This is a genomic window from Psychrobacter sp. VH5, from assembly GCF_050572635.1.
Lineage (GTDB): Bacteria > Pseudomonadota > Gammaproteobacteria > Pseudomonadales > Moraxellaceae > Psychrobacter > Psychrobacter celer.
Window position 1 is genome coordinate 220747 of record NZ_CP192145.1, and the last position, 16328, is coordinate 237074.

12 protein-coding genes are annotated in these 16328 nt (G+C 47.7%); 1 reads left to right on the plus strand and 11 read right to left on the minus strand.

Annotation, left to right across the window (positions count from 1 at the left end):
* Positions 1–197: 197 nt before the first annotated feature.
* The 8 genes from ACNFVB_RS00970 to fmt form a co-directional block, all read right to left on the minus strand.
* Complete coding sequence (locus ACNFVB_RS00970; protein WP_430737782.1) at positions 198–1142, minus strand: fatty acid desaturase family protein; 945 nt, start codon at positions 1140–1142, stop codon at positions 198–200.
* 259 nt (positions 1143–1401) lie between these two features.
* Positions 1402–1920: a GbsR/MarR family transcriptional regulator gene (locus ACNFVB_RS00975; protein ID WP_100748948.1), complete on the minus strand. Its 519-nt coding sequence runs from the start codon at positions 1918–1920 to the stop codon at positions 1402–1404.
* Between the two features lie 336 nt (positions 1921–2256).
* Positions 2257–2886, minus strand: a complete 630-nt coding sequence (locus ACNFVB_RS00980) for an L-threonylcarbamoyladenylate synthase (RefSeq protein WP_075101289.1) — start codon at positions 2884–2886, stop codon at positions 2257–2259.
* Between the two features lie 89 nt (positions 2887–2975).
* Positions 2976–4208: a DNA-processing protein DprA gene (gene dprA, locus ACNFVB_RS00985; protein WP_430737783.1), complete on the minus strand. Its 1233-nt coding sequence runs from the start codon at positions 4206–4208 to the stop codon at positions 2976–2978.
* A gap of 64 nt (positions 4209–4272) precedes the next feature.
* Positions 4273–5370 carry a LysM peptidoglycan-binding domain-containing protein gene (locus ACNFVB_RS00990; protein ID WP_201585343.1) on the minus strand — a complete coding sequence of 366 codons (1098 nt, stop codon included), beginning with the start codon at positions 5368–5370 and terminating at the stop codon, positions 4273–4275.
* Between the two features lie 341 nt (positions 5371–5711).
* Positions 5712–7133 carry a threonine synthase gene (gene thrC / locus ACNFVB_RS00995; protein ID WP_430737784.1) on the minus strand — a complete coding sequence of 474 codons (1422 nt, stop codon included), beginning with the start codon at positions 7131–7133 and terminating at the stop codon, positions 5712–5714.
* A gap of 58 nt (positions 7134–7191) precedes the next feature.
* Positions 7192–8766, minus strand: coding sequence for a transcription antitermination factor NusB (locus ACNFVB_RS01000; RefSeq protein ID WP_430737785.1), 1575 nt, complete (start codon positions 8764–8766; stop codon positions 7192–7194).
* 85 nt (positions 8767–8851) lie between these two features.
* Positions 8852–9937 (minus strand): methionyl-tRNA formyltransferase, encoded by a 1086-nt coding sequence (gene fmt, locus ACNFVB_RS01005; RefSeq protein ID WP_430737786.1) that lies wholly within the window; start codon positions 9935–9937, stop codon positions 8852–8854.
* Positions 9938–10189: 252 nt separating this feature from the next.
* Between fmt and ACNFVB_RS01010 the strand changes: the two genes are divergently transcribed.
* A complete protein-coding gene (locus ACNFVB_RS01010; RefSeq protein ID WP_430737787.1) occupies positions 10190–13066 on the plus strand; it encodes a response regulator in 2877 nt (958 codons plus the stop codon).
* Positions 13067–13449: 383 nt separating this feature from the next.
* Here ACNFVB_RS01010 and ACNFVB_RS01015 read toward each other — a convergent pair whose 3' ends face one another.
* The 3 genes from ACNFVB_RS01015 to nrdR form a co-directional block, all read right to left on the minus strand.
* Positions 13450–14124, minus strand: a complete 675-nt coding sequence (locus ACNFVB_RS01015) for a riboflavin synthase (RefSeq protein WP_430737788.1) — start codon at positions 14122–14124, stop codon at positions 13450–13452.
* 514 nt (positions 14125–14638) lie between these two features.
* The gene (ribD, locus tag ACNFVB_RS01020; RefSeq protein WP_430737789.1) at positions 14639–15694 is read right to left on the minus strand and encodes a bifunctional diaminohydroxyphosphoribosylaminopyrimidine deaminase/5-amino-6-(5-phosphoribosylamino)uracil reductase RibD; all 1056 of its coding nucleotides are present in this window, start codon (positions 15692–15694) and stop codon (positions 14639–14641) included.
* Positions 15695–15762: 68 nt separating this feature from the next.
* Entirely contained in the window at positions 15763–16221 is a 459-nt protein-coding gene (gene nrdR, locus ACNFVB_RS01025) for a transcriptional regulator NrdR (protein WP_288996390.1), read from the minus strand.
* Positions 16222–16328: the final 107 nt, after the last annotated feature.

A 16328-nucleotide genomic window follows, 5' to 3' on the forward strand; every position in this document is an offset into this window, starting at 1 on the left:
TATTACACTATCGTCTACTTTTTGACAGGTTTTATCAAAACGACTTTTACAGGCTTTTGGTAACGTTTTTTGGTCTAGGACATCTCTTCAATTCAATCAATAGCCATCTAAATGGGTTAAAAATAAAGACACGCTCTAATGACCAGCACCTATAAAATAATTGGCCTTTTTTCATCCATTTAGAGATCTACTCGTCTCTAAGCAAAATGCTTACGGATAGGGCACTCACTGTCATTACTGTTTTGATACGTGTCTTTTATGGCACTCCAGCGACGACGCTTCATGCGCTTTATAACAGTAGTGCGGCTGGGTAGTACAGGCGCATTGGTCAAGTGAGGTGCGGCTGCGTCCAAACGCTTGGCAAGCGTTGGCAAATGGTTGGATGGTATCGCAGGAAACAAATGATGCTCTACATGATAAAGCAAATTAAATGTCAGCAGATTTACCAGAGGGTTGCGCTCAGTGCGGGCTATCGTCTCGTCACAGTCGTGATGCACGCCCCATACAGCGATGATACCGACACTGGCGTTGGCCAACATCATCACCACAAGATGGTATAGCACCACCTGCCCAAGCACCGTAGACGCAGCAAACACGCTCATCATCAGGGCGCCCATGATCACCAATGCTATCAATCCAAACTCTAGCCAAGCCAGCATCCTGTGACGGCGACTGCTCAAGCGCAGCCCTTGACGGTAGATAGCCAACCGATACGTGATACCGCCGAGCAGTGCTTGCTGCCATGATGCCTTTGCCAAACGACCCTCAACGTCGTGATCGCCTAATGGGTCTCGATGATGCGCCATGTGAGTGGCTCGGATACTATGTAAGCTGGTCATCAATAGCACACTAAGCAGCAACAAAATAGCAGTGGTCAGACGCCGACCTGCACCTAAACTATGGTGATAACCATCATGCGCTTGACGAAAAGCGGCGGCAAAAAACAGATAAGACGCACCGCACGCCAGTACATACCAAGACTGGCTAGCAAACCACCACGACAACAATAAAAATGGATAAGGCAAAATAATGTTATAAGCGATCTGTCTACCAGTCAGCTGGCGCAAATCTTGCCAGACTATCGACCTCACCACATCCTTGACCTTTTGCTCTGTCTGACTTTGTGTGTTATTTGGTTTCATGTGCCACATCCATTTGTGATTGGTCTAAGACCTCTGTCTAAAGCCTACTATCTAAAGCCTACTATAAGTTATCTTGTCATTATTATTATTTCTGTCAAAACAGAAATAATAACTTAAATTTTTATGAGTCTATGTAGGCCGTGTCCCCTGTCGGCTTAAGCACCGCCCGCAAAAAAATTGAATACCAGTCGTGCTGTACCTGTTTACAGTAGCTTAACTATCGTTAAACCACGCACCATCGCTTGTTTAACACAGACCATTAACGTAAGACTTTTTTTATACTACTACCCAATTTCAATATCTTTTTGAGTACGCTGCTGGGCAATCGTAGCATCTCAGAAGACCACGTGGTCACTGTTTCGACGAATGCTTGTGTCTCACGGAGCCGAGCTTTTACGTCGCTGTTTTCGTGCTCAAACTCTGGGCTGTCTATGAGCGCCTGCAAAAACTGTACTGTCGGCTCAAGCTCACGCTTTTGACGCTCAATCACGATGATACGTGCCAACTCCCAAACGTCGGTATTGGTGGTAAAGTGATCGCGGCGGTCGCCCAGTATTGAGACCTTTTGTACCAGCCCCCAATGTTGTAGCTCTTTGAGACTGTTTGAAACATTTGAGCGTGCAACGCCAAGCGTTTCAGTAATCTGCTCAGCATTTAAAGGCTTTCCAATAATAAACAATAACGCATGAATCTGCGACATGGTGCGATTGATGCCCCACTGCGAGCCCATCTCTCCCCAATGCAAAACGAATTTTTCAGTCACAGGATTTAGTTTCATAATTGATAGATATACGCTATTTTTTAAATTGATAACATTGTCTATCTCCATACTGCGCTATTCTTTTATTTCTGTCAACAGTGAAATCACAAGGCAATATGATAATACAGTGAGTTCAGTATAAAAACGATACAGTGGGACTGAGATAAATTTTACGCAGCATCGAGCAGCGCAGGCACAGCACGCAAGGAAAATTTATACCAGTTCCACGTTGATATATAATGTATCTGTTTTATTTAGAATTGACTATAAGACGATATATAGTCAGATTAATACAAAACCCAGTCCAACCTACTTATGCCGTGTGTCTGATTTTCTGTAAAGCATAAGTAGGCGCTAACGAATAATCAGACCTGTGCGCGCATCACGGATTTGGCTCGGCAGTGTATACCTCAAGGTATCAGCCTGTAAGTAGCCAATTTGCTCAGAAAAATACGCATAAGCTTCAGAGAAAGTCATGGCAGGCGGCTGTCCTGAAGGGTTACAGCTGGTGGAGACCAGCAGGCCAAAAGGGTTTTGCTCACTGACCAACTGCTGGCACAGCTGCTGGATAAGCGGATGAGAGATGACCCGTACCGCCACGGTTTGATGCTGGCCGGTTATCCAATGAGGGATACTGGTGCTTAGTGTTTGCGGAATAGGTAATAGCCATGTATGCGCTTGTTGATACTGCGGCTGGGTGTTGTCGCTGTCCGTCTGCCAGCTCGCCAAAATAGGCTGACGCTGAGCCTGTGTTAAAGGTGCAAGCAGCGGCGCTAAACGCTCGGCACTATCGGTAATGACAATCATGCCTTTGGCGATTGGTCGCTGTTTGATGGTCAAGATGCGTTGTACGGCGGCTTGATTATAAGGGTCACAGCCGATACCCCAGACACTTTCGGTTGGATAAGCAAGTAGCTGGCCATTTTTTAGCCAAGTAGCAGCTTGGCTGACGGAGTCGGCCAAAACGGAGGAGGATGGTTTCATGATGGAGGTACAAAAAATAAAAAGGTAGAAACTTATCATACCACAGCAAAAAGCCAATCTAAGACAGCCACTCGCAAAAATAGCATTTTTTAGACACGCAAGTAACGCCCGCCTTGTACGCTGATGAGACCCAATAGCTCAAGCTCCATCAGCTGCCCGATCAAAACGGGTGCTTCAAGCGTGGTGGCCAGCAACAGCGCATCCAAATCTTGCCCATGCCAGTCAAGCTGCTCATATACTGGCTGCAAGTGTTTGGGAGCCACAGGGTCCGGGTGATTAGCTATCGTAGATGGCAGCGGGCTCTCTGCAGTATTGGCAACCTGTGCTGATGGTGTGGCGTTATCATTATCAGAAGGTGTGCGTTTGTTCGGCGGCACGCGACTACCAAAACCTTTCTGGTGGCTAAGCTGACTGCTGACATCTTCAATAACCTGCTGAGGATGATAAATCAACGTCGCCCCTTCGCGTATCAAATGGTGGCAGCCTTCAGCATTGCTATTGTCAATATGGCTTGGCACCGCAAAGACTTGCTTGCCTTGCTCTGAGGTCAAGCGCGCGGTGATCAGCGAGCCACTTTGAATGGTGGCTTCGGTGACGATGGTCGCTAGACTGAGTCCTGCGACCAAGCGATTACGGCGTGGAAAGGTATGCTTGTGCGGCGGCGTATGCGGTAGCAGCTCACTGATGATACAGCCACCCTGCTCGATGATTTGACTAAATAGCTGGTCGTGATGATTGGGATAATTGACATCAATTCCTGTGCCCATTACCCCGATCGTCCGGCCTTGATGGGCTAAATCTGTCTGTGCCAGTGCACCTAGATGTGCGCGTTTATCCACACCCATGGCCAGCCCGCTGGTGACAATGTAGCCTGCCTGCGCTAAGTACTGCGCCATATCAAAGGTGATTTTTTGTGCGTGGGCGGTGGGCTTGCGACTACCGACGATGGCGATTTGGGCTTGGTGCAGACGAGATAGATTACCGCGATAAAACAACACTGGCGGCGGATCATATATCTGTAGCAGCTGGGCAGGATAGTCCGCTTGATCGGCAAACAGTAATCCATAGCGCCCTTCTACGCGTGCTTGTTGGATTTTGTCGATATTAGCGCGTGTTTGCGCTGGCTGCTCATGGCGTTTGAGATGGGTATAATGAATACCCAGCTGCCGCCAAGCCTCTACTGTCGCCGTCCACGCCAGCTGTGCACTACCAAAGCTCGTCGTCAGCTTGTGATAAGCAGACAATGACGCATTCACCTCATACCATAGCGCCACTATGGCGCGCTGCTCGTCTGATAAAGAAGGGGTGACTGCTGTCATCATCGTTTGGCTCGCCTCCGCTAAGATCGGGTGCTCATCTCAAAACCTTGTACTGTATTTGGCGTGTTTATAAATATGGCGGCGGTAATAACTGATCACCGACATTCAGTGGCAGCTCAGAATCCAGTACATAGGCATAGCTGATATGTTCAAACGTATTAAAAACCATCAGCATCCCACTTGGCTCGTTTGGCAAACGCACTGGCGTATCATTGTCTCTGATATCACGCACCAATGGTCCTTTTTGGTACACAGTCAATACATCACCAGGTTTGGCACCATGCGTACTACCAAGGTTGATGGCGACTACGCTGCCTTTTGCTGCAGAGCTGATCGAATCCATCACTCGTACGATCATACCGCCGCGACTGACGCTGGCTGGGGTTGGATAAAACACAGGCGGGATCGCATTGTCTAACTCTACAAATACCCGATCACCTTCGCGCACTTCTTTGCCATAGCTGTCTGTCAGTTGCAGGCTGGTGACGCCGTTGCTTTCTGTCGATGTCACTAGGCCTGTGGCCACTTGGGTAACTTCAAGACCGATGACTTTTTGGGTTTTTGGCTCGACGTATCTCTCACCTTCACGGTAAATGCCATAGCGTTGCCCCACGATCAGTGGTACGCCTTTGGCATAGACCTTATCACCACTGGCGGTGATTAAGTTGCGGTTTTTAGAAGCCAAGATGTATGGCGTGGTATTAAAATCTTGTGGATCGACGATGATGGTCTTATCGAGCCAATGCTGAATTGCTGACCAAGGAATAGGAGGGATACTGTTGGCCGTTGAGGTCACAGTGACCGCACTGGCGGTGACATCACCCGTCAGCTGCTTTTCGATTCCTGCACAGCCTTCGCCCGTATCGACACCGACCAAGGTTTTACCCTGAATCACGCACAAGATAAGGATGTCGTTTGGGTAGATCAGATGCGGGTTTTTGATGTGTTTATTGGTTGCCCAAATCTCTTTCCAGCGCCACGGGCTGTCTAAGTAGCGCCCAGAGATATCCCATAAGGTATCGCCTTTTTTGACGATGTAGCGATTAGGGGCATCGGCTTTGATGGTAGGTGGTGGATTATTGGCGTGGGCAGTACTCATTAGCATGGCACTGCTAAATGTCGTGATCAACAGTGCTTTTGCTATCTTTTTTAAGCTCATCTTCATTGTTATATCCACAATATGTACCGCTGTCGCCGCCTTAACAAACCCTACTTACGTCTATACCTGTCAAGCCCTTCGATTATATATTCGTAGAGACTCAGCGCAGTTTACAGACACAGCAATGCAATTATTATGACGCCTATTGGGCAGCTGTTTTTTGTAATTGACTGATGTTTATGGCTAAAAAAGCGTCTAACACGATGATGACTTGCCGACGCTGTTCCTCATATTACAATTATATCTACCATAACACAATCATAAACACTTTATTACAATGCCGTAACCTTTATGTGGATGATTTCCTAGATTTACTTTTTACAATGAGCGTTAAATACCTTTATTAATTACGCTGGGTTTGCCGTTACATGTTGACGAATTTGTTCAGCGACCAGCTCAGCGTCATTGTCTAATACCACGACATGCTGCGGCAAGTCCTCTAGCCCCTCAGTATGGGCTGGACGAGCGATCTGAATTTGCCCAACAGCCTCAACAATGGTATCGGCAAACTTTACAGGCAAAGCAGTCTCGGCACATACAATCACTTCGCCTGCGCGTTGTAATTCTTTAGCGACTTTAATCCCATCGGCAGTGTGCGGATCAACCAACTCACCATGCTGCTCATAAAGCGCCTTGATGGTTTGTAAGCGGTCGCTATGGGTGGATTTGCCAGCAGCAAAACCATAACGTGTGTTAACTGCTTCCATCAAATCAGACAAATCAAACCCTTGGCCGGATTTTACGCCTTCAAACAACGCATGGACGCGGGCACTGTCTTTATCGAGCAGTAAATAGACAAAACGCTCAAAGTTAGAGGCTTTTGAGATATCCATCGATGGGCTAGAGGTCACGTAAGTCTGCTCAGCTGGGCGCGGCTGGTAGGCACCTTGATTAAAGAAATCATTGAGCACATCGTTTTCGTTGGTGGCGACAATAAGGCGATCGACTGGCAGCCCCATCTCACGAGCAATGTGACCGGCGCAAATATTACCAAAATTGCCCGATGGTACGCTAAAGCTGACTTTTTCGTCATTGCTTGTGGTGACGGCAAAATAGGCCTTAAAGTAATAAACGATTTGCGCAAGGATACGGCCCCAGTTGATTGAGTTCACCGTACCGAGATTATAAGCGGCTTTGAATGCCGCGTCCTGTTGCAGCGCTTTGACGATATCTTGACAGTCATCAAACATACCGTCGATGGCGATATTATGGATATTGTCATCAGTCAAACTATACATCTGCGCACGCTGAAACTCACTCATCTTGCCATGCGGTGACAGCATAAAGACGTCGATATTTTCTTTGCCGCGTAGCGCATACTCCGCCGCACTGCCCGTATCACCACTGGTGGCACCAATGATGGTAATCCGCGCGCCTTTCTTTTTCAGCACGTATTCAAAGGCATTGCCCAAAAACTGCATAGCCACGTCTTTAAATGCCAGCGTCGGACCATTGGACAATCCCAAAATATACAGGTCGTCTTCAAGTTTGCGGACAGGGACAATCTCATCAGAGCCAAATACGTCAGCGGTATAAGTACGCTCGATGATATCTTGCAAATCAGCCGCCGGGATATCTGTGGCAAAGCGCTGCATAATCGCCATGGCAAGCTGCGGATAGCTCAGCGTACGCCACTCATCAAGGGTAGCGCTATCAATGCTCGGATACTGTTCAGGCAGCATCAAACCGCCATCTGGCGCAAGCCCCATCAAAAGCACATCACTAAAATCCATCGGTGCTGTCTGACCACGGGTACTGATATATTTCATGAGATTGTCCTGTCTACAATGATTTTTTTCAATATTTAAAACGGTTTATTCAGCAGTTTTATGCCATTGTCTTCTGTAGCAGCGCATAATAAAAACCATCGCCACCATCGCGATCTATCGGCAAGCATTGACGCCCGATCGCTTGTTCGATACCCCAACTACACGCCTCGGTAAACGCAACCGCCGCCGCATCGTCATGACGACTGACAAAGTCTTGCATTTGCAGGACGTTTTCTTGCTTTAAAATAGAGCAAGTCACATATAACAAGTAACCGCCGACTTTGAGCTGTGGCCATAGGTTTTGCAATATTTCTGCTTGCAATGATACGGTCTGCTCGACGTCCTTTTCGGTACGCAAGAGGCTGATATCTGGATGGCGACGAATCACGCCGGTCGCCGTACAAGGCGAATCCAGTAATATAGCATCAAATACGCCGCTGTTTTTAGCAGAATCTTGCTTTTTAGACGCACCAGTGCTGCGCCAGCGGGTTGCATCGGCGCAGACGATATCTAGGGCGATACCACTGCTACTTTGTGCCAAGTCTGTCTGGGTAAAGTTAAGGCGCTTTAGGTTGTCATAAATACGCTCGATGCGCGATGCTTCGTTATCGATAGCGGTGAGCTTAATGCCCGTAGGCACTGATGTCGCCGCTGTATCGTCTTGTTTCACGTGAAACAAGACTGACGCATCTTCAGATCTTAATAATTCTAGCCAATGCGCCAGTTTGCCCCCAGGTGCCGCGCAAGCATCTAAGATATGCAGCTCATTATTATCCAAGCCCGCCTGAGACTTATCAGCGCTCACCTTACTCATCAAAGCACGATGGATAATCGGTGCCGCAAGCTGCGCGTGCATGTCCTGCACACTCACGATGCCGTCAGCGAAGTCAGGCAAGGCGCTGACAGCAGTGCTTTGGCGTAGCCGCAGACCTGTAGTCGCTAGGGTAACGGGCGCAGCGTTAGAGGCACTGGGTAGACAAAAACCCGTGGTCATCTCAGTCAGCTCTGTCTCAATCTCTGCCCCGTCTAGCACTTCTTGATACTCTGTAACTGAGGTGGCCGCCGCGTTTACTCGTAAAAACATCGGGGCTGACTGCCGCAGGCCTTGTGTCAGCGCATCATACTGATCGCTCCAGTCTTGCTTGAGCTGATAAGCAAGCCAGTTCGGTAGGCTGTGGTTTTTATTGCATTTTTTGCGAAACTTATTGGGGTTTTTGGCGACCTTGCGCAGGATGGCATTGATAAGACCAGTCGCATGAGCAAAGCCGACCTCTTTTGCCGCCTCCACCGTTTCGTGTATCGCGGCGTGGTCAGCGACTTCTAGATATAGTAGCTGCACCAGACCGACCTGAATGGTGGTACGAACCTCGACTTCATCGATGGGGTTGTCCGCCAAACTATCCAGCAGCCGCGCCAGTGCATGCCACTGGCGTAAGGTGGTCAAAAGTAGCGCATGGGCAAACCCTTTATCACCATCGTGCAAGCTGTTGAGCAAAGGGTCAAGAACGCTTGCCAACGACTGCCCATTTTGAATGGCCAACAAGGTACGTATGACTCGTACGCGGACACTGCCATTCATAATCAGATTGCTTGAGGGTTTATGGTTTTTAGACGCGGGGCTGGGATGTCTCATTGAGTTGCTGTTCCTTGACGTATGCGCGATAGCGTCTGATAAAGGTTAGATAACTTATAACTAAAGTACATTAAGCTTGATTGAATTAGTTTGATTCTTTGGTGAACTGGTCGCCATCATTTAATTGGTTGCCATGGCAGACTTGCTCTGCTGTCATCGGCTTGCCACCTGCAAACTGCAGATGAGTAATGGCCAATGTCCCACTCGCCTGCTCAGTATGACCGGCCGCCAAGCTATCGTCTTTGCCACAAGCGACCAATATCGCTTTGCGTCCAACACTCATGATGGTACCAGCGGGCAGTTCGGTTTGCTGCGAGGGGTTGACAGGTAGGCTGGCCAAAATCTTCACACGCTGACCATTGAAAAAAGTATAAGCGCCTGGCCACGGTGTCAGACCACGAATTTGACGCTCAATCATCGTCGCCGATTGTGCCCAGTCAATCTCGCCTTCGGTTTTGACAAGCTTTTCGGCGTAATTGGCTTGACTGTCATCTTGCGCGGCGGCTTGGGCTTGGTAATGCGCCAAATCCTTTAACACAGTACCGATGGCGTCCGCACCCAATGTTGCCATTTTGTCGTGTAGGCTGGCTGCCGTGTCATCAGCAGTGATAGGCGCACTGACTTTGTAGAGCATATCACCGGTGTCTAGTCCCTGATCCATCTGCATAATGGTAATGCCAGTCTCACTATCGCCTGCCAAGAGCGCACGATGGATGGGAGCTGCACCACGCCAGCGCGGCAGTAGTGAAGCATGAATATTAAGACAGCCGTAAGTGGGTATCGTCAGTACGCCCGCAGGTAGTATCAGCCCATAAGCGGCGACAATCATCACATCGGGCTGATAGCTACGCAGCGTCTGGCGGGCTGCCATGCCTTCGGTGCTCGATTTTTTAAAGGTCGGTGGCTGCTCTACCACGATATCATGGGCGAGCGCCACTTGCTTGACTGCTGAGGCGGCCATTTTTTGCCCGCGGCCCGCTTTGCGATCAGGCTGGGTATAAACCGCCACAATCTCTATGTTGAGTGCTTGTTGCTGGGCAATGAGCGACTCGAGGCTGACTGCCGCAAACTCAGGCGTCCCAGCAAACACCACACGTAATGGCGTGCTAGAAGTCGTGTCGGCAAGGCTAGATGAGGAGGATAACTTAGAAGCAGGAGCAATTGTCGTCATAATCATGCATTATATAGGGTTCGGTGCTTCATTATAGGTGAGTTTGGCGTATTGTGCCATGATTGTAACCTCGCCTACTCAGCGTTACTTACGAGGTCTTTTCGCTTTATAATAGGCGCTATAGACAATAAAACAGCGATTGTTTTGCTATAGATAACCGTCATTGGTTATATTAAAGACATTGACTGCTTTATCATGGTAGTTTTCATGCCACATTTATCCTGCTAAGTGACGATATAGGACCTCGCTTTCATGCAACAGTTTCAGTCCTTACAGCGCTTATTGTTATTTTATGTCCTAACGTTGCTGGTGATGCTAGTACTGTATTATGTTATGTTTTTTGATGGTATGAGGCAGTATCAACAGCAGCACAGCGTCGATACTTTTTTTACCTTACAACACGAGCTCACTGAGCATGCTGTGCTACGAAACGATGAGCTAAAGGGAGTTTTGGCGCATCCGGCACTTAACGGCATCAGCTATCAGCTTATCTTTATGCTGCCCTCCGGACAGACATACATTCATCGTGATACCCGTCCGAACGAGCCTGCGTTTTCGACAGTGACGTTCCCGACTGTCAGAGCCTCTGCTCAGAATAATGGCGCTTATACGCTCAATGCGCGCAATCTGGCGGGCACCATTGAGCTAGATAGTGGCCAACGGATATATATGATATTGCGTCATAAGCCGCTTGATATCGACTGGACCTCTTATAAATACTGGTTGCCACTGATGGCAGCCATTGCGTTATTTATCACTGCACTGCTATACATGCTCAAGCGCCGCACCAACTGGGAGCAGCTATTACGTTATACGGATAATTTGAGTGACAATGCAAAAGAAGCCTATACCCCGCCGCCATTTTTAGAAAGCCAATCGACTGGGGAGTTTTTACGCTTAGGTCATGCGCTCGGCCGTATCAATTATCAGCTACACAACGACTATCGCCGCATCAAAACCCTCAAGCACCGTCTTGAGCGCCTGATTGAGCAAGCACCATTACCGATGGCAATGATCATGCGCCACGGTCAAATCAGTTTTTTTAACCAGCGTTTTGAACAAGTCTTTATCAGACCTACGCACAGCAGTGGCAGCGAGCAGCTGACAGACTTTGTCGCTGGCAAAGACGACCCCACCCAACAACTACTACAAAGGCTGGTTAATCTGCGCGTCACGCGTACGCTAACGGTGCTAGGAATAAAAGACCAACAAACCTATCAGCTGCATGTGACGCCATGGTTTGGTGAGCACGGACAGGTGCATGGCTTTACCGTTTTTATCAATAATATCAATGAGCTGGCCAGCCAAACAGAGCAGCTACGGCTAAAAAACCAGCAATTACAACAAAAAATCGATGAGTTTAGCGAGCTGCGCTCCATCATGGGGCGTAAACTGCGCCTACCGCTGGAGTCGTTGATAGACACACTCGAGCCTATCGACCCTAGCACCTTGACCGATAAGCAAAACCACACGCTTGAGACACTGATAAAAACCAGTCACTATATGCTCACCACGCTCAACGACATGCTAGATATTGGCGATATAGAGGTTCGAAAAACCCGCCTGAGCATAGCGCCTGTCGATATTTATAAGCTTGGACAAGAAGTGGGTGACGCGGCCGTAGATCATGCGCGCCAGCAGGGGCTAGAGTTTATTTATTTCTTTGATCCAGAGTGTCCTCGTGTGATCGATACAGATCATACACGCCTGCGCCAGATACTCTTAAATCTACTTCATAATGCGATCAAGTTTACTCCCTCAGGCTACGTCGCCTTGGCGATCGATGCTATCAGTCCTGAGCAAGTATCTCAAATCAATAAAGGCAGCCTACTACCGATCAATGAACAGGTAAAAGCGCAGCAGACGCACTACTGGGTACGTTTTAGTATCAAAGACTCAGGCACAGGTATCGATATCGCCAAACAGCATCAGTTATTGAGTTATTTTAATAAACAAAGCCCGTCCTTTCAGCAATACAACAACCTCACTTATTACCATGGTATCGAAGCGGGTTTGGGCTTAAATAACGTCAATAGTTTTGCCCGTTTGCTTGGCGGTTTTATTGAGCTAAAAAGCGCGGTCAATAAAGGCAGCACCTTTAACCTCTATCTGCCTTGTCGGCAGCCAAGTTATCAGCCGATTTATCACCCACACCAGCACTTACAGCATATTCATCTTATCGCCGTGGTCAATCAGACCTTGCTGGCCGATTACTTGCGCCGCTTGTGCCACTGTTTATCGATTCCAGCGACGATCTATACCGATGTTGATAGTGCCACCATCGAGCACTTGGCCGAGCGGCTTGGCAAAGACGCCCAGAGCCTAGCGCCCATCTTGTTATTGGATTATGAATACTACACTGACCACACCGCCATAAACCTCTCTGACCCAGTGGCAGAGCAAAGCGACAAACTGTCCGCTGAGACCTCTATCAACGAATCAAAGACCGCACTAAAGAGCCCTGCATCAAAGACACAGGCAACCAAAGAACGCCTGATACTGGCCAGCAACGATAGACGCCAAGCACTACATGATTTATTGTCTAAAAAATCACTACCTAAGATTTTGTGTAGCATGAAGCCTGAGCGCCGTATTCCTTCTGCCCTGCTGGATCAATGCGATGGTTTTTTATTAAAACCCCTAGATAGTGCCCTCCTGCTCTCTGAGCTGACACGACTGACACTACCTGTTCGGCAAACCTTGACCACCCAAACGCCAAAAAACAACATGACGGTGGCCACTCCCCTACACAAGGATGACGTAGAGCCACTGATACTGGTGGTAGAAGACAGCCCAACCAATCAAGAAATTGCCTGTAAAATCTTAAGTAAACTGGGTTATCGCAGTATCGTAGCAGAAGACGGCCAACAAGCACTTGAGCAGCTAAAGGCGCAGCGGGAGGATATCTCGCTTATTTTGATGGATTGCCGTATGCCAGTTATGGACGGACTACAAGCCACGCAAGCGATTCGCGCGCAAGGGGATGATATTGCAATCGTCGCCCTAACCGCGAACAGCTCAGACGAGGATCGCGATGCTTGTATACAAGTGGGTATGGACGAGTTTTTATCCAAACCTATCAATAAGAAAAAGCTCGAGGCTGTGCTAAAAAATCTGATAAAACACTAAAATCCCGCTTACTATAGTCGATGCACTCTAAAAAGCGCATAGCGCTACTGGGATGAATTTTGCGCAGCCTCTGGGAACGCAGCACGCAAGTAAAATTTGTACCAGTAGCGCGTTTAAATTTATATAACAGTTTTATTTTCAACTGACTATATATCTATATCTGTATCTATATCCAAAAAAAATAGCGGGTTAATATCAAAATATTAACCCGCTACCTGACTGGCCTTTGTGCGCATCGTATAGTAAAAGCAAGGCTAATAAAAGTTTTTGCAGCCTCTGTCAGCAACGGCACAGCACGCCAAAAAACGTTTATCAGCCTTGCTGGTTAATCAATGCCTGACTCTTTTATTTAGAATCGACGATACCTACGCTTTAGCTTATCACTACTTCATAAAACCATTATCGGCTAAGAATGCTTCGGTGATTTGGCTTTGCGGACTTGGTGCGTTTATGTCACCAGCTTGCGACTTATTTAACAGACGTTCCAAATAGCGGGCGACGATATCTACCTCAATATTTACCTTACTGCCGACCAGCCAGTGTTTGGCGATATTGGTCACTTGCGCCGTATGCGGAATGATATTGAGACAAACCACATTGTCACGTACTAGGTTGGTGGTTAGACTGATGCCATCGACAGTGATAGAGCCTTTGGTCGCGGTATAATGCGCCAGCTCTTTTGAGATCTCAATCTCGATATAGATAGAGCGCGCGTCTTGTTGCAGTTTACTAACGCGGCCGACCCCATCGACATGACCTGCGACGATATGACCACCAAAGCGCGTGGTGGGTAGCATCGCTTTTTCCAAATTGACGATATCCCCAGGCTTTAAGGTTTCCAATGCAGTACGAGCAATCGTTTCACGTGAAACATCGACAGAGTAAGATTTATCGCCAATCTCTACCACAGTGAGGCAGATACCATTTGAGGCAATAGAATCGCCCAATTTGACATCACTAAAGTCTAGCTCGCTTGACTCTATCGTCAAGCGTATGTCACCGCCGGTAGGCTGCATGGACGTGACTTTTCCAACACTTTCTATAATTCCAGTAAACATAGAGACCTCGTATCCTAATTTTTTGCTGTTATAAGCGTTTAGTAATAGTGACGATTATTACAATGGTATCCAATAGATAATAAATGCTAAATGATGACTACTTATCAATAGACAATGAACGAGCATTGCTTTTATCTAAATATTTCCTAAAAGCACTGTCTTTTAAGCGTGTAAGGGGATAAGTTGTGGATAAGTAACAATAAATCAAGCCCGTCTGCGATAAATCCTTATTTTATACAGAGTTATCCACAAACCTTTGCATTTTTACTATTACACTATCAACAGCATAACATCAACGTAAGCATATGATTTTTATAAATTATTTATAAAACAAACAGTAAATCAGGACCTTTTTAGTTTCACATGAAACAGAGTTATACACAGTTTCATGTGAAACAGGTGCGCCCTTCAGGCAATGCCACTATCTAGATAACTATTTGACCCTTTATCTATAAGGCAGGTATCTTGACCTTAGTATTCAAGGCTTGTAGATAAGGTGTTTATAACTTATGGTCTACAAAGGATACAACGTCAGCTTAAGATCAGGACCGAGTTGCTCATGGCCGCTCATTTTAAAACGTAATTGTTCAGATAAAGACAGCGGATGAAAATTCACCATCGGCCGCGCCGCTGCACCCAACAGACAAGGCGCTTGATAAACAATCAGCTCGTCTACCAGCTGTTGGCATAAAAAACTACCTGCGACTCTAGCACCTGCCTCTACCAATACATCATAGCATTGATGTTCACTGACCAGATGCCTTAACAGCTCGGCTAAATCTTCCTTATGCCAATACAGCGTATCTGCGCGGCGGCATAGTTGGTATTCTGATTGCGCGTTGTGCGCTAAGCGCTGACGCCTATCGAGTACGACCACCTTAGGAGCCGGAACTTGCTCAGCCGGCACGCCCAACTGAGTAGAGCGCACGTTGAGCTGTGGATCATCAGTAACGATGGTCTCACTGCCAGTGATAATGGCGCCACTTAGGGCGCGAAGCTTTTGTACGTCCTCACGAGCCGCTACCGAGGTAATCCATTTTGACTCGCCTGTCGCCATCGCAGTACGGCCATCGAGACTGGTGGCAATCTTAAGCCGAACGTAGGGCATCTGGGTGCGCATCGCCTTTAAAAACCCATGGTTTAATGCTTCTGCTTGCTCTGTCAATACGCCAACAGTGACTGCAATGCCAGCCTGCTCTAACAGCTGTACGCCGCGCCCCGCTACTTGCGGATTGGGGTCGAGACCAGCTATCACCACCCGCTGTACGCCTGCTTTTATCAGACCTAAAGCACAAGGCGGCGTACGTCCTGTATGGCTACAAGGCTCTAAAGTCACATAGGCGGTGGCACCAACCGCTTGCGCACCAGCATCTTTGAGGGCAAACACCTCTGCATGAGGCTGGCCTGCCTTAGGATGAAACCCTTGCCCGACCACCATTCCTGCCTGAACAACCACGCAGCCTACCGCCGGATTGGGTCTTGTGGTATATAATCCTTGCTTGGCTTGCTCAATCGCCAGCATCATAAAATAGCGGTCTTGTGTAGCTTGCGCATGGTTAGAATTCGACATAAGAATTGGCTTCATTTATAAAGAATATGTAGGGTGTGTTGAACATTCAACCATGGCACTGACAGAGACTATTTTTCATTGGGGCGAATATTGGCAAGCTCTTGATGAAACGCATCGATATCCTGAAAATCGCGATAGACACTGGCAAAGCGTACATAAGCGACATCGTCCAGTGTCTTTAGCTCACTCATGATGATCTCGCCCAGTACCTTACTACTAATCTCGCGCTCCCCCATTTGCCTGACGCGCTTTTCTATTCGGCTAATCATTGCCTCTTGTTCATCAATGGTGATGGGGCGCTTTTGTAGCGGCAATAAAATAGAGCGGCGCAGCTTTTCGTTGTCATAGGGCTCAATCTTGCCGCTAGATTTGATGATACGCGGCATCACAACCTCCACCATCTCAAAGGTGGTAAAGCGCTCTTGGCAGCTATTGCACGAGCGGCGGCGACGCACCTGCGCACCCTCTGCCGCCAGACGCGAGTCAATCACTTTGGTATCTGACGCGTTACAGTAAGGGCAGTGCATAGCGTTTCCTTATTTTGATATTAAGAATACATAGCGTCATTTATGAGGCTGAGTTTGATAGCTGACGTACTTTTAAAAGTTGATACGCGAACTTAAATAGCCAATCA

Coding starts and splice junctions, on each gene's coding strand:
- ACNFVB_RS00970 (WP_430737782.1), bottom strand. CDS start 1,142: ATGAAACCAAATAACACACAAAGTCAGACAGAGCAAAAGGTCAAGGAT.
- ACNFVB_RS00975 (WP_100748948.1), bottom strand. CDS start 1,920: ATGAAACTAAATCCTGTGACTGAAAAATTCGTTTTGCATTGGGGAGAG.
- ACNFVB_RS00980 (WP_075101289.1), bottom strand. CDS start 2,886: ATGAAACCATCCTCCTCCGTTTTGGCCGACTCCGTCAGCCAAGCTGCT.
- dprA (WP_430737783.1), bottom strand. CDS start 4,208: ATGATGACAGCAGTCACCCCTTCTTTATCAGACGAGCAGCGCGCCATA.
- ACNFVB_RS00990 (WP_201585343.1), bottom strand. CDS start 5,370: ATGAAGATGAGCTTAAAAAAGATAGCAAAAGCACTGTTGATCACGACA.
- thrC (WP_430737784.1), bottom strand. CDS start 7,133: ATGAAATATATCAGTACCCGTGGTCAGACAGCACCGATGGATTTTAGT.
- ACNFVB_RS01000 (WP_430737785.1), bottom strand. CDS start 8,766: ATGAGACATCCCAGCCCCGCGTCTAAAAACCATAAACCCTCAAGCAAT.
- fmt (WP_430737786.1), bottom strand. CDS start 9,937: ATGACGACAATTGCTCCTGCTTCTAAGTTATCCTCCTCATCTAGCCTT.
- ACNFVB_RS01010 (WP_430737787.1), top strand. CDS start 10,190: ATGCAACAGTTTCAGTCCTTACAGCGCTTATTGTTATTTTATGTCCTA.
- ACNFVB_RS01015 (WP_430737788.1), bottom strand. CDS start 14,124: ATGTTTACTGGAATTATAGAAAGTGTTGGAAAAGTCACGTCCATGCAG.
- ribD (WP_430737789.1), bottom strand. CDS start 15,694: ATGTCGAATTCTAACCATGCGCAAGCTACACAAGACCGCTATTTTATG.
- nrdR (WP_288996390.1), bottom strand. CDS start 16,221: ATGCACTGCCCTTACTGTAACGCGTCAGATACCAAAGTGATTGACTCG.